Annotated in this window: 22 protein-coding genes and 1 tRNA gene; 10 read left to right on the forward strand and 13 right to left on the reverse strand. The window is 63.9% G+C overall.

Annotation, left to right across the window (positions count from 1 at the left end):
• Positions 1–4 precede the first annotated feature (4 nt).
• The 12 genes from V3328_RS07255 to V3328_RS26570 all read right to left on the reverse strand — a co-directional run bounded on the left by V3328_RS07255 (position 5) and on the right by V3328_RS26570 (position 6,248).
• A complete protein-coding gene (locus V3328_RS07255) occupies positions 5–226 on the reverse strand; it encodes a hypothetical protein (RefSeq protein ID WP_340328968.1) in 222 nt (73 codons plus the stop codon).
• On the reverse strand, positions 223–1,125 hold the full coding sequence (locus tag V3328_RS07260; RefSeq protein ID WP_340328969.1) for a DNA-methyltransferase: 903 nt from the start codon (positions 1,123–1,125) through the stop codon (positions 223–225). The genes V3328_RS07255 and V3328_RS07260 overlap by 4 nt, the downstream gene beginning before the upstream one ends.
• A complete protein-coding gene (locus tag V3328_RS07265) occupies positions 1,104–2,483 on the reverse strand; it encodes a DEAD/DEAH box helicase (protein WP_340328970.1) in 1,380 nt (459 codons plus the stop codon). The genes V3328_RS07260 and V3328_RS07265 overlap by 22 nt, the downstream gene beginning before the upstream one ends.
• Positions 2,480–2,863, reverse strand: coding sequence for a helix-turn-helix domain-containing protein (locus tag V3328_RS07270; protein ID WP_340328971.1), 384 nt, complete (start codon positions 2,861–2,863; stop codon positions 2,480–2,482). Before V3328_RS07270 ends, V3328_RS07265 begins: the two co-directional genes overlap by 4 nt.
• 3 nt (positions 2,864–2,866) lie before the next feature.
• A complete protein-coding gene (locus tag V3328_RS07275) occupies positions 2,867–3,310 on the reverse strand; it encodes a hypothetical protein (protein WP_340328972.1) in 444 nt (147 codons plus the stop codon).
• Positions 3,307–3,669, reverse strand: coding sequence for a hypothetical protein (locus V3328_RS07280; protein ID WP_340328973.1), 363 nt, complete (start codon positions 3,667–3,669; stop codon positions 3,307–3,309). Before V3328_RS07280 ends, V3328_RS07275 begins: the two co-directional genes overlap by 4 nt.
• 4 nt (positions 3,670–3,673) lie before the next feature.
• Positions 3,674–4,300 carry a hypothetical protein gene (locus tag V3328_RS07285; RefSeq protein ID WP_340328974.1) on the reverse strand — a complete coding sequence of 209 codons (627 nt, stop codon included), beginning with the start codon at positions 4,298–4,300 and terminating at the stop codon, positions 3,674–3,676.
• 3 nt (positions 4,301–4,303) lie between these two features.
• Positions 4,304–4,996: a hypothetical protein gene (locus V3328_RS07290; RefSeq protein WP_340328975.1), complete on the reverse strand. Its 693-nt coding sequence runs from the start codon at positions 4,994–4,996 to the stop codon at positions 4,304–4,306.
• On the reverse strand, positions 4,989–5,183 hold the full coding sequence (locus tag V3328_RS07295) for a hypothetical protein (RefSeq protein WP_340328976.1): 195 nt from the start codon (positions 5,181–5,183) through the stop codon (positions 4,989–4,991). The genes V3328_RS07290 and V3328_RS07295 overlap by 8 nt, the downstream gene beginning before the upstream one ends.
• A complete protein-coding gene (locus tag V3328_RS07300; protein WP_340328977.1) occupies positions 5,171–5,398 on the reverse strand; it encodes a hypothetical protein in 228 nt (75 codons plus the stop codon). Before V3328_RS07300 ends, V3328_RS07295 begins: the two co-directional genes overlap by 13 nt.
• A gap of 523 nt (positions 5,399–5,921) precedes the next feature.
• Positions 5,922–5,996: transfer RNA gene (locus V3328_RS07305), tRNA-Met, on the reverse strand.
• A gap of 30 nt (positions 5,997–6,026) precedes the next feature.
• Positions 6,027–6,248 carry a helix-turn-helix domain-containing protein gene (locus V3328_RS26570; RefSeq protein ID WP_378758928.1) on the reverse strand — a complete coding sequence of 74 codons (222 nt, stop codon included), beginning with the start codon at positions 6,246–6,248 and terminating at the stop codon, positions 6,027–6,029.
• A 14-nt stretch (positions 6,249–6,262) separates the two neighbouring features.
• Here V3328_RS26570 and V3328_RS07310 point away from each other — a divergent pair, with 14 nt between their 5' ends.
• Entirely contained in the window at positions 6,263–7,018 is a 756-nt protein-coding gene (locus V3328_RS07310; RefSeq protein ID WP_340328978.1) for an XRE family transcriptional regulator, read from the forward strand.
• Between the two features lie 93 nt (positions 7,019–7,111).
• Positions 7,112–8,035, forward strand: coding sequence for a three-Cys-motif partner protein TcmP (locus V3328_RS07315; RefSeq protein WP_340328979.1), 924 nt, complete (start codon positions 7,112–7,114; stop codon positions 8,033–8,035).
• On the opposite strand, the gene V3328_RS07320 is transcribed toward V3328_RS07315, so the two are convergent.
• Entirely contained in the window at positions 7,990–8,736 is a 747-nt protein-coding gene (locus tag V3328_RS07320; protein ID WP_340328980.1) for a DUF5131 family protein, read from the reverse strand. The two genes, V3328_RS07315 and V3328_RS07320, sit on opposite strands and share 46 nt — an antisense overlap.
• A 174-nt stretch (positions 8,737–8,910) precedes the next feature.
• Here V3328_RS07320 and V3328_RS07325 point away from each other — a divergent pair, with 174 nt between their 5' ends.
• The 8 genes from V3328_RS07325 to V3328_RS07360 all read left to right on the forward strand — a co-directional run bounded on the left by V3328_RS07325 (position 8,911) and on the right by V3328_RS07360 (position 12,517).
• A complete protein-coding gene (locus V3328_RS07325; RefSeq protein WP_340328981.1) occupies positions 8,911–9,246 on the forward strand; it encodes a hypothetical protein in 336 nt (111 codons plus the stop codon).
• Complete coding sequence (locus tag V3328_RS07330) at positions 9,243–9,395, forward strand: hypothetical protein (protein ID WP_340328982.1); 153 nt, start codon at positions 9,243–9,245, stop codon at positions 9,393–9,395. The genes V3328_RS07325 and V3328_RS07330 overlap by 4 nt, the downstream gene beginning before the upstream one ends.
• Positions 9,392–9,607 carry a hypothetical protein gene (locus V3328_RS07335; protein ID WP_340328983.1) on the forward strand — a complete coding sequence of 72 codons (216 nt, stop codon included), beginning with the start codon at positions 9,392–9,394 and terminating at the stop codon, positions 9,605–9,607. Before V3328_RS07330 ends, V3328_RS07335 begins: the two co-directional genes overlap by 4 nt.
• A complete protein-coding gene (locus V3328_RS07340; RefSeq protein WP_340328984.1) occupies positions 9,607–9,942 on the forward strand; it encodes a hypothetical protein in 336 nt (111 codons plus the stop codon). Before V3328_RS07335 ends, V3328_RS07340 begins: the two co-directional genes overlap by 1 nt.
• A gap of 101 nt (positions 9,943–10,043) precedes the next feature.
• Positions 10,044–10,979 (forward strand): hypothetical protein, encoded by a 936-nt coding sequence (locus tag V3328_RS07345; protein ID WP_340328985.1) that lies wholly within the window; start codon positions 10,044–10,046, stop codon positions 10,977–10,979.
• A 1-nt stretch (position 10,980) separates the two neighbouring features.
• Positions 10,981–11,202: a hypothetical protein gene (locus tag V3328_RS07350; RefSeq protein WP_340328986.1), complete on the forward strand. Its 222-nt coding sequence runs from the start codon at positions 10,981–10,983 to the stop codon at positions 11,200–11,202.
• Positions 11,202–11,381, forward strand: a complete 180-nt coding sequence (locus V3328_RS07355; RefSeq protein WP_340328987.1) for a hypothetical protein — start codon at positions 11,202–11,204, stop codon at positions 11,379–11,381. The genes V3328_RS07350 and V3328_RS07355 overlap by 1 nt, the downstream gene beginning before the upstream one ends.
• On the forward strand, positions 11,381–12,517 hold the full coding sequence (locus V3328_RS07360) for a recombinase RecT (protein WP_340328988.1): 1,137 nt from the start codon (positions 11,381–11,383) through the stop codon (positions 12,515–12,517). The genes V3328_RS07355 and V3328_RS07360 overlap by 1 nt, the downstream gene beginning before the upstream one ends.
• Positions 12,518–12,615: the final 98 nt, after the last annotated feature.

A 12,615-nucleotide genomic window follows, 5' to 3' on the forward strand; every position in this document is an offset into this window, starting at 1 on the left:
ACACCTAGGCACCCCCCTTCCTGTAGTGCGCCCATTCGGCCAGCTCAGCGGCCTTCTCAAGCGACCCAATGATCCTCTCCTCGGTCGGATCGGCGCGGCGGTGGCCCGCGGCAACGAGGATCTCGTAGGTGGCGCGGCGGTGCTGCATGACGCTCATCACGTCCTGCATCACGGTGAAGTAATCCGTGCGCTCGCGCGGCTGGGCTGTGGCGGTCGTGGCGGTCATTCAGCGGCTTCCGCCACGAACAGATCCGATTGCCGGTCCTCCGCATCGAGGTACCGACAGGCCTGGCGCCAGTAGGATTCCTTCAGCTCGACGCCGATGAACTTCCGGCCGAGCCTCAGCGCGACGTAGCCTTCTGATCCGATCCCCATAAAGGGAGACAGCACGACGTCGCCGGGGTTGCTCCACAGCGAGACCACCCGCTCGGTGATATCGAGCGGCATCGGACAGATGTGCTTTTCGTCGCCGGGTGCTTTGGCTGCCTTTGCGTTGAGGACGTCCGTTTCGCGGGTGTTCATCCAGACTGGCGAGGCATATTCCTGCCACTGCTGCAGCGGGAACGTCTCCGGGGTGTGGGTGATCGGACGCGGCTCGTCGCCGTCCTTCGCCCATTTGCGGAAGACGACGAAGTACTCGGGGAGACCCTGCCTGGAGAACGAACTATCCGCGCGAAGCTGCTTGTACAGAAGGCCGTGAGCCTTGGTCTTCGTCATCTCGCGGACCGGGCACCGCCAAATCGTGACCCGAGAATGGAAGTCGAAGCCGGCGGCGGTGTGCGCTCGAATGAGGTCGCCGGGAAAATCGCGCAACCCGGCGGTTCCTCGCTGAGTCTTGTAGTAGACGAGGTCCTTGCAGTGCACCGCGACCAGGCGCCCCGGGATGGTCACCCGGTAGAGCTGATCGATCAGGAACCGGTAGTGCTGGATGAACTCCCCATCATCCGCACAGTTGCCCATGTCGGCTTCAGAGTCGTTGTAGATGTAGAGGCCTGCGAAGGGCGGCGAATACACCGACAACCCGATGCTGTTGTCCGGCAGCTGCGCTACTACATCGACGCAGTCGCCGAGATATGCAGAGAAATTCGCGCCGTCGTGCGCGTTCAGGCAACGGACTTCAGCCATGCCGGCACTCCTGCGATGTGAGAGGGGTCATAGGCGACGCGGAGATTTGCGGAACGCGCCATGGATCGGCGCATTGCTTCGCGCATGGCGCGCTTCATATCCGCGTGGCCGTCGGCCTTCCGGTCGATCACGCGGCCGATGGCGTCCTCGCCTTCCGCGACGATCAGATCGACGATGAGAGTTCTCGTTTGCCCGAAGCGCCAGCACCTGCGGACAGCCTGGTACCAAGCCTCGTAGGAGTAGGAGCGACCGACGAACGCCATTCGCGCGCAATGCGACCAGTCCAGGCCGAAGCCGCACATCGACGGCTTGGCAATCAGCCATTTGATGTCGCCGGACGCGAACGCCTCGAGGATGTCTTCCTTCTGGTCGATCGACATCGATCCGCGGACCTCCTGTGCGTCCGGCAGCGCGGCCTTCAGCGCATCGGCCTCGTAGTTTGTATCGACCCAGATCAGCCGCGTTTCGTCCGGCTCGGCATGCACGATCTCGGCTGCCTTTTCGGCACGCGCGTTGCTCGTCTGGCGCTTGACGTCATGCATCGATGTCGCTGACATCGTTGGCGAACCGAACAACTCTGCGAAGTCGCGATCGATGCGGCTGTCGGCGGCGCGGTGCGATCGGACCTCGAAGGGAGGCAATTCGTACCCGGCATCGCTATCACCGAGATCGGACGGCTTTTCTGCCATGCGCGCCCAGGAGGCCATCCAGTCCCAAAAGGACCGGTAGGCGTGGCCCTTGAGCCGGTAACGGCCCATCTCGGTCTGGTCGGCCGTGAACCAACGCATCAGCATCTCGTTCGACGGCATGATGCCGAGGAACTCGCAGTACTGGCCGAGCTCCATATGGTCGTTCGGCGCCGGCGTGGCGGTCGCCGCGAGCTTGAACCGGAAGTCGCGAAATGCCTCGATAAGCGCCCGCGTCGTCTTGCCCGTGAAGCTCTTGAGAATGGAGGCTTCGTCCAGGGACACGACACCGAACGCACCCGGGTCCAGCTTCTCGAGCCGATCGTAGTTGCAGATGTTGATGCCCTGCCCTGCCTCCGATTGGTCGCGGATGACGCGGGCCTCGTAACCCCACCGATCGGCGCGCCGCTTCGTCTGTCCGGCCACGGCCAACGGCGTCAGGATGAGCGCGGATGCATTCGTGGCTTCGATCGCCCGCTGGCAGAACTCAAGCTGCACCTCGGTCTTTCCCAGTCCCGTGTCGAGGAAGCAGCCGGCGGCCCCGGCTCGAAGGTGATGCTCGACGCAGGCGCGCTGAAACGGAAACAGATGCCCAGCCAGATCGGGGATCCTGGTCAAGCCGCGCTGCGGAGCTGACACCGCCTTTCCGGCAAGGAACTCGCGATAGTTCATGCCGCCGCCCTCTCCGCTTCCAAGGCCCTGACCCTGGCGCGGTGCTCAGGCGAGATTCGGTAGCCCTCGCCCCTAATCGTTTCGATCTCAATGCCGTGGGGGCGAAGTTTCTTGCGGACCTTGCAGATGAAAACGTGAGGCAACTTCGGGTTTTCCGGGATCTTGTCCGGATATCCGTAGCAATGGTGGTTCAGCCGTTCGTGAGTGAGCTCGCCGTGATCCACCAGGAGCCGCAGAACGCCCCCCTCGGATGGTGTCAGGCCCAGGACGTGCCGCGGTGGCCAATCCCTCACCGCCGGCAGTTCCTCGTAGTACCGCAGGCACTCGCGGAGATATTCGGTCTCCGCCAGCAGGTCCTCTCGGGTGCGCGTGTCGGCCACCTGTCAGGCTCCCTTGCGCTGCAAGAGCCGGCGCCGCTCGCCGTCGTCCCAGCAGAAGGGAGGAAGGTCGACGACGAGGATCTTCCGCTTGCCCTCGGCCTCGACCGTCCATCGGACCTCCATCGGCGAGAACGGGACATCCGGGAACCGCTCGACGACCGGCATGTTGATGGAGAACGTTCCGCCGCCCTTCGACTTGCCGAGCTCCTGGAGCTCGAAGCGGCCCTGCTCGTCGGGGATGATCGCGATCTGGTGCTGCCGCGCCCCCTTGCCGAGGCGGACGTTCACGCGCCATGTCTTCATCCCAAGCTGGGAGACGACGTCGCGCAGGATCAGGACGCGACCGCGGGACCGGGCTTTGCGCATCTTCATCAGGCCGAACCGGACCGGTGCCTTCGGTGCGCCCGCCGGCTTCCGGTCCGGCTCGAGCTCGGTCCATTCGCTCATGAGCCCATCCCCGTCACGTAAAGGCAGATCGTGCCGTCCGTGGCCCCCGGCGCGGCGAAGGCATGAGAGCAGCGATGGAACTGGCTGTCCGGGCTCCGGCGCTCCTTGTGGGAGCCGTAGGGGATCACCTCACCGGTGGCGCGGACCAGCCAACCGTCGGCGGTCATCCTGATCGCGTCATCGGCGACCAGCCGGCAGTCGCGCGTCGAGCAGCAATCGGCCTCGTATGCCCAGCCCAAAGGGGCGTCGTGCGCCCGGGCCGGGCGAGTGGCAATCGCGACCATGCCGGCGATCGCCAGCAGTGCAATGAATGCTAGGCAGCCCAGGATGCGCCAGTCTTCCCGCGAGAGCATCTTCATCGCGTCACTCCGCAGCAGCTTGTGAGAAGAGCGAAGGCCCGCGCCCGGTCAGGATGCCGACCGGCAACCGGCCAGTCTGGGCAGCGAGCCAGATCGCGACGCCGAGGCTGTCGGCCGCGTCGTGGTTCGGGACGTCGAAGCCGTAGCGCAGCGCCAGGGAGGCCGCGCGCTTCTGCATTTCCCGCTTGAACCAGCGGCTGTCTTCGCCGCGCGGCGCCCTGCCGACACCGAGGACCGTCTTGCGCCAGGTCGCCGAAGCCACCGAAACCGGATGCGCGTTGAAGGCCAGCAGGATCGCGCGGGCGGCGGCGTACATGCGGTTCTGCATGACCAGCGTCGCCGGGTTGCCGTCGAGGACGCTCCGCTTCCGGCCGAACTTGTCGATGATGGTCTTCGTCGGGACAGTCTCCATCGGTCGCTCGATCGCCGAGGCTTTGACCGACCTGCCCCGCCGCCGGCAGTCCCGGAGGAACTCGGTCAGGTGCCGGGACAGCTTGTCGGCCTTCTCGTCCGCGTCGCGGCCGTCGAACGACCAGGACCCGCACTCAATCTCGGGCGGATCCTGGGTGCCATCGTGGGTGAACAGCGTCCACCCGGCGCGCGTAGCGAGGTCGAGGCCCAAGAGCGACATCGGTCAGTGCACCGCCTCATCGGCGTCCTGGCCGCGCTTGAAGCGAGGCCGCAGGTCGTTGGTGTCTTCTTCTTCGTCGAACGGATCGGTCTCGACGGCCTCTTCCTCGTCCGCCTGCATGTCGGCGGCCTTGATGAGCTTGGCCTCGTCTTGCTTCGCCTTGCGAGCGTTGTTCTTCTCGAGCGCCGCCTGCAGGTCGTCGCGCATGGTCTTTTGGCCGCGATCCCAGCCGCGCTCGTAGACCTCCGCTTCGGTCGAACCCTTCGCGTAGTCGTGGCTGTCGACGTTCCTGCCCGCGAGGCCGGCGGCCTCGCCTTCCTTTTCGATGCGGTCATGTGCATCGGAGAAGCCGGTGAACAGGTCTGCCTGGTACTGGACCGGCAGCGCGAACCACGCCGCGATCTCGGTCCGGCGCCGCAGCTCGTCGGTGACGATGGAGTCGTCCTGGATCTCGGCGCACTTGAGCATGAAGTCGACGTCGGCGAGGATCAGCCCATCCGCCTTCGCTTCCTTGCGCAGCGTCTTGTATTCCTCGCGGATCGCGTCGAGCTCGTCCTTCTTCGCTGCGATCCTGCGGTAGTGATGGAAATGGAGGCTCTTGCGCTCTTCTGCGGTCAGTTCGGTCGGCCGATTGTCGCCGGCGTCCGCGGGCGCCGCCGTCGTCTCGTCGGCCGCGGCCTTCTTCGCTTTAGCCATCATGGCCTCCTGTGGTTGCCGCGCCCCTGCGCCCCGTCGGGTCCCGCTCCGGCTCACGGCCGTATCCGTCCGTCGTCCGTCGATCGGCGCGTTCGGCACGGGCCTTCCAGCGCTTGAACAGTGTCCAGTGCCGCTCGGCGCGGTCGGCGCAGAAGTCGAACCACCATGCCCAGATCAGCCAGCGCATCCGGACAGCTCCCGTATCTCGCGTTCGATCTCCGCCTGCTTCGCCCCGAGGTCGGCGAGCCGTTCGCGGCGCACTGCGTCGTCCAGCCAGTCGGGGGCGTTCGGAAAGATCGCCTTCATCACCGAGGGCCCGTAGATCGCGACCAGCGGTCCGAAGTGGCGCAGCTGCGGCAGCGCCTTTTCCGCCAGCCACTTCTCGACCGTCGCGGGGTTCACGCCGGTCCTGCTGCACACCCAGTAGACCGTGTCGCGCGGGTGCTTGTTTCGGAGGAACGCCGAAAAACTTGCGGCGCACGGCGTAACTTTTTCCGGTCGGTCCCGGAAAAACTTCCGGTTGGTTTCAGAAGACATTCTTTCCCTCGCGTCAGATACTTCGACACGGTGGAAAGAACCGGAGAGGACTTGAACATGACTTGTCACGGCGAAACCCCGAATGCTTGGCGGCTGGCCGGGGACGTCGAGGAGAAGGGGGTGTGGACCGACCGGAAGCGGCGCACGATCGGCCCCCGTGCCACCGCAATCGCAAGCGAGGCGGCGGATCTGAAAAGGGACAAAGACGCGGACGCCGAAGCGCCCGCGCAAGTTACGCACCAGCGGAGGGAGGTCCTCCCGGCGCCGCAAACGGAAGGCGACGCCGGAAGTTCGGACCGGCAGAACGCCGGAAACAATTGAGCGGAGGGAGAAGCATCCCCCTCCGCGCTCGCAATCGGGTCAGGCTCATGGTGCCGACTGCGAGATTTGGTAGCGGGGGGCGGAATTGAACCGCCGACCTCCTGGTTATGAGCCAGGCGAGCTGCCGCTGCTCTACCCCGCAAAAATTGATGAGAGTGGCCCTGCATCGCGCCTACTCCGCCGCCTCGACGGTTGGGGCGGGCTCAGCGGAGGGCAGATAGTCATTCGGAGTGACGAGCCCGCCGGTACCCTCTCGGATGCGCAACATCAACGCGAGGGTCGGCGATCTAGTGCCATTGAGGATCCTAGTGATCGTCGACGCAGGAACACCAATCTCGGCAGCGAAAGCCGAGGGCTTCTTTTCGTGCGCAGTGAGATACTCCTGGAGCGTCATGCCGGATTGTTGCCATGTGGCAATATATTTGTCAATCGGCAATTTGCCAGCTGGCGGTGGTGAAAATTTGCCAATTGGCGAATAACACCCAAATGGCGAACCGCATCCGAGAAAGACGGAAGGCGAAAGGGATCACGCTCGAGGAATTGGCCGATCGAAGCGGCCTCTCCACGAGCTACCTCTCCCGCATCGAAACGAATAATCGCGAGCTTAGCCTTGAGTCACTAATCCGCATCGCGCGCGGGCTTGGCGAGGACCCAGAGGATCTCTCCGACGAGTTCGGAATCGACGATATTGAGTACGCGAAACGCCTGCCTGTCGGCGAGCAGCCCCAAAAGGGCGACGTCGGCAACCTGCTGATTCGGGCCGGCCTTGGGCTCGGCAGCCCGGAAGGGGTGGTGCCTAGCGACGAAGGCGCCCTGTACGCTGATCAGGTCAACGGCTACTGGTCCTTTCCCGAAGCCGTGAAGGCAGGATGGCGCAATCTCTCGCAGATCTACGCCCTGCCAGTGGTCGGCGACAGCATGGAGCCTACGCTAAAGTCCGGATCGTATGTGTTTGTCGACATGACGCACACCGTGCCGCAGCCCGAAGACATCTATGCGTGTGACTATGGCGACGGACTCTCCATCAAGCGGCTGCAACTCATTCCCCGAACAGCAAAAATCAAGGTGATCTCGGACAACGATCGCTATGAGGATCACGTTCTGCGGCGCGATGAGGTGCGCGTCTATGGCCGCGTAGTGGCATGGTTCCAGTGGCGCGGCTGAGCGTCGCTTGTGGCTCATTGATTCTGCCCTCCCCTTGGGTAAACTTGACGCGGGCATAGGTGCCGCGATGAAACCGCGAGTTGGGAGGGGTGAATGCATCGGGTGCCCGGCCACCGCTTCGGCGGAACGCACACCGACGAGAAACTTGCCATCCTCTCGAACTATATGCGGGCGTACACCACCGCTTTGAAAAACCAGGGCTTCGCTCTCGCTTACGTAGACGCCTTCGCCGGCTCCGGGGACAGGGTGGAAACGAAGCCAGCTCTCCCGCTGTTCGATGGAGATGACGAACCGAAGATAATTACCGTCCCGGGCTCGGCGCGACTGGCGCTCGCCACGCAACCCCCATTCGAAGTCCTAGTGCTGGTAGAGACCGACGCGACGCGACGCAAAGAGCTCGATCGCTTGAAAACCGAATGGCCCGACCGCAAGATCGTCGTTCATCCACAGGACGCAAACGCCACTGTCCGCCAGCTTTGCACCGGGCTTCCCTGGCGAGGGTCTTCGACGCTTCCAGGGGGGATGCGGTGCCTGATGTTCCTCGACCCCTATGGAATGGAAGTGGATTGGCCGACGGTACAAGCGATCGCCGACACAGATGCAATCGATCTTTGGTATTTCTTTCCGCTGATGGGCCTGTATCGACAAGCTTCACTCGAAATGCCTCGAATCGATGCAGTGAAGCAGCGGCGCCTGGATGCCGTATTGGGCACGAACGACTGGCGAAACCAGTGGTATGGCACTCCTTATGGGCCAACCACCTTATTTGCGGATCCGGCGACCTCGGTGAGGACGGCCGACGTCAACGCGATCGAGAAATACGTCGGCGATCGCCTCAGGAGCACCTTTAAGGGCCCTGTGTTGCCGCCGAGGCGCATTCACAATGCGCGAGGTTCGCCGCTCGCTTCGTTGTTTTTCGCCGTGGCAAACCCGAACCCGAAAGCGGGTGCCCTCGCCAAGCGGATGGCTGGTCACATCCTCAATTCCGGAAGTTCGTCCCATACTCTTTCGCGGTAGGTTCTGCCCGCGCGCTTCTTCTGCACACCACCCCACTGCTTGAAAAAGAACGCGGCTCCGCTGCGGCGGCACATCGCTTCGATTTCATCGACCCAATCCACGTGCATCGGCCGCGCCTTTGGACCACTTTCGCCGCCGACGATGGCCCAATGAACATCGGTCAGATCCGCATCACGGACACTACCAATCAGAGGCTCGAAGGAAACGAAGCGCACTACGGCCGGGACCCGGCGAATCTCGTCGATCCGACCAAGTACACGATGATCTTCGACACTCGTTCCCAACCAGACATTCGGAAGTTTCGGCAGACGCGGTAGGATCTCAAGCATCCGATCCGGCCGTTTGGTGAGTATCTGGTACGTGTGTCGCGGCGTGTCCGCCATCACCCGCCACACCTCGGCGATGAATTCTGCCGGGACGTTGGTGTGAAACAGATCCGACATCGAATTCACGAAGACACGCCGGGGCTTTGACCACGTCGCCGGAACGCCGAGCGACTTTCGATCAAGGTAGATTTTCCCCGTCCATTTCGCCCGGCCGCCCGATTTTCGTGTCAGACCCTGATACTTCTCGGTCCCCATGGACTCGAGACGCGCAGCCATTCTCATCGCGTAACAATTGGTGCACCCCGCCGTGAGGATGGTGCACCCCGCCACTGGGTTCCAGGTCGCATCCGTCCATTCGATCGTTGTGTCGGCCATTGAAAATCCTCCGTCGAGGGAAAGTGGTGCCATTTCCGGCGAAAGGAAAGTCCCCGCACCACGCGGGAGGACGGATGTAGCAGTTAATTTGCCATTTGGCATTTTTCTAGTTGTCAATTTATTTGCCATATGGCAATATCTCTCCATCAACCGACGCATCGCCGAAAGATGGAGATGGAAGTGACCCCTCACCCGAACCCCGCGCTGGAAGCGGCCTTCCGAGCGATGGAGGCCCGCGCCACCGAGATCAGCGTGGAGACGGTCAAGCGGGCTCCGGCCATGGAAGCGTGGCGGCTCGCGTACCTGATCGGCTGGTCCGATGACAGAATTGCCGCCGCCGGTCGCGCGGACCTGATCGCCCGCATTCGCACGCTCAAGGAGAGCGAGCGCAAGCGCTGCCGCGCCGGTCACTGGTCCGCCGACCTCAACCGCCTGACTGCGCTCAAGCAGGCCTACGTCCAGGTTCGCCTCGAGGCGCTTCGGGCGCGCCCCCGGAGGGCCGCGGCGTGATCGAACCGACCCCCACCCTTCGCTCCCTCGACGCGGCGCTTATGCGCGCCTGCATCCTGATCGATCTCGCCGTGATCCGGCTCAACCTCGCGTCGCTGCTTGATCAGCTGGACGCCAAGGCCGAGGAACTGAGGAGCCTTTCCCAATGATCAGCGTGACCCTCCATGACGTGACCAGCGTCGAACTGTGCCGGGAGTTCGTGACCAATCGCGGTTCGCGGACGTTGCGGATCACCTGCGCCGACGGCGCCACGTTGGAGATCCACTGCTTCGGCGAGACCGTCGACCTGACCGCCCTCCGCCGCAGCGCGGATTTCCGAGACATCGGGACGGCGCGCCACGGTGCGGACGAGGCGGCGTGATGACCGCTGCGTCGCCGATCACGGACCAGACCGAGGCCGAGACCTTCGCCGACTATCAGGTCGCCCGCGAGCGATTCCTGAAAGCGCCGACCGACGCCAACCGCACGAAGGTTCTGATCGCCCTTCGCCGGTACCTGTTCACGACGGGAATGCCAGCCACCGACGTCTCCAATGATGCATCGCGGGCCGATGCCGACATGCGCGCGTTCTTGGCCGGCGGTGATCGCCCGAGCCTCGCGATCGGTCAGAGGGTCGCGGACCTGGAGAACGAACATACCCGGACCGCCGTCGGCGCGCTCGGCGACCGTATCGCGAAGTTGGGGGACAGATCGTGAACCGCATCCTCCGCATTCTCGCGGAGATCGCGGTGCTGTTCGTGATCATGCCGGCCCTCGTCATCGCCATCAGCGCAGCAATCAACCCGTAGGAGCACGATATGGCCGACGCCTATGAATGGTGGCGCAACGCCCTCGCCGGCAAGCCCGGGCCGATCCACGACGGAGACCCTCAGCTCGGATTCTATCGCAAGCGGAAGTTCAAGGGCGGACCGTTCGTCGGGGCAGCGATATTCCCCGACCCCGAGACCGGGGAGATCATCGCCACCGTCGACGGCAAGGCAACCGATCCGGACACGCTTTGGACCTGGGTTGCGAGCAACCCGGTCACCGAGGAAGCCTATCGGGCATGGGAGAGCACCGGCCGCTGGCCGGACGCAGATCCGTCGATCGGCGACAACATGCCGCCCGCCGATGATGACATCGAGGCGCTGCGCGACCAGATCGAAAGCGCAAAGGCAGGCGCCGGCGCATATGCCGAGATCAAGGACGACGAGACGGCAAAGAAGGCTCAATCCCTTCGGTCTCGGCTGAACGAACTGGCGCGCGCGGCGGACAAGAAACGGGCCGCGCTGAAGCAACCCCACCTCGATGCCGGCAAGTCGATCGACGGCGAATGGATGCCGCTGGTCAAGGCGGCGAAGACCGCCGCCGACGTTATCGCCGGCGCCCTCAGCGCCCACGAGACACGCAAGGCCCGCGCGGCCGACGAAGCCCGTCGCAAGGCTGAAGAGGAACTGCGGAAGCGCGAGGAGGAAGCCGCCAAGGCCACGGCGGAAGGTCAGCCGGCCCCCGCACCGGCGCCCACACCGGAACCGGAGCCGGCACCGACCACGCAGATTCGTGGCGGCTACGGCAAGGCCGCATCGGTGCGGGTCGTGAAAGTGGCGACCGTGACCGACCAGGATGCCGCCTACCGCTTCCTCAAGTCCCACAAAGAACTGGTGGAGCTCATCGGCAAGCTCGCCCAGCGCGCCGTCGATGCCGGCTACGAGGTGCCCGGCGTCTCCGTGGAAGAACAGCGAAAGGTCGCCTGACATGACAGATGCATCGCCCAGGGTTGCCGCCGTCAAGTTCAAGTGGAGCGACAAGACCTACGACTACTTCGCACCCTTTCCGGTTGAAGTCGGTCAGAAGGTCATCGTCGAGACCAGACGCGGCGAGACCACCGTTGAGATCGTCGAGATCAAGAACGGGTCCGATCGCGCCGAAAAATTCCTGCTGCGCATCGCCGAACCGGAGCCGAGCGAGGAAACGTGATGGCAGCGCGCATCGTCATCCTCATCGTCGCGCCAATTGCCATTGCCTGGACGATTGTTGCTCGCGTGTGGCGCGAAGTGAAGCGCATCCCCCTCTACGTCCACTGCGACATCCTCGAGGAATTGGAACAGATCCGCCGCGCATGGCGCGCGAAGTCGATCCATCCGGAGCATTGGTAATGAACCAAGCCGCCACCATCGAGAAGCCGACCAAGTTGGAAGCCTTCCGCATGGAAGTCCTCCCGCCGGAGCGGGCGCGGGATCTCTACACGTCGCTGCCCGTGCACGTCCGGCCGGAGGTATTCGAGCGCAATCTCGTCAATGCGCTCATGGCCAATCCGGAACTGATGGACCTGGATCCGCGCCTCGTCTTTCGGGAGGTCTCCAAGGCTGCGGCGCTGGGCCTCTACCTCGATCCGCAGCTTGGCGAGGCGTACCTGATAGCGGGCTGGAACGGCAAGGCCAGGCGCAAGGAGCCGCAACTCCGTATCGGCTATCGCGGGCTGGTAAAGCTCGGCCGCCAGTCAGGCGAGATCAAGATGATCTACGCCCACGAGGTCTACGACGGCGACCGTTTCCGCTGCGTCCTCGGCGACCACAAGGCGCTGGAGCACGAGCCGGACATCTTCGGCCAGCGCGGATCGATCGTCGGCTACTACGCCGTGGTCAAGTACACGGACGGTGAAACGGACTTCGAACCGATGACGGTCGTGCAGGTGCACGGCATCCGCGACCGCTCGGACGGCTGGAAGGCGTTTCAAGCCGGAAAGATCAAGTCGACGCCATGGGGCACCGACGAGGTCGAAATGGCGAAGAAGACTGTCATTCGTCGCCTCTGCAAGCGCGTACCGCAATCGCCTGAACTGGCCGAAGCAATCCGGATCGAGGACGCGGCTGAGCACAGCGAATTGCGCGCGATCGCTACCGCGCCGACGGGCCGACTATCGCCACCGTCGCCCCCTTCCCCACCGAGCCCGCCCCCGGTGGATGCAAAGCAACAGGATCCGGCCCCGACCGGCGAGGCGGCCGGCCAGGCGGCGGAACCAGAGGACGAGGCGCCGCCCCCCAGCGCTCCCGCCACGTCCGAAAGTTCCGCCGCCGACCAACCCGACGCCGGGGATCGGGAGCCGGTCAACCCGGACCAGTTCTACGAGGATGTCGAGGCCCAATACCTGGCGCAGACCGACAGGGACGGCGTCAACGAGGTCTGGGCCTGCACGGTCGAGCCCGCGATCGAGAGCGGTGAAATCTACTTCCCGGCCGACAAGGACAGGCTGAACAAGCAATACAAAAATCACCTGCAGCGGGTAGAATAGTGACAAAAGCTGCATTCATAAAACATGGCGGCACCCTAATCCCCCGCGACGACGACGGCCGCGATATTTTGTCGGCGTTGCAGGACGGCAAACAGGTG

The sequence above is a fragment of the Microbaculum marinum genome (assembly GCF_037855135.1).
GTDB lineage: Bacteria > Pseudomonadota > Alphaproteobacteria > Rhizobiales > Tepidamorphaceae > Microbaculum > Microbaculum marinum.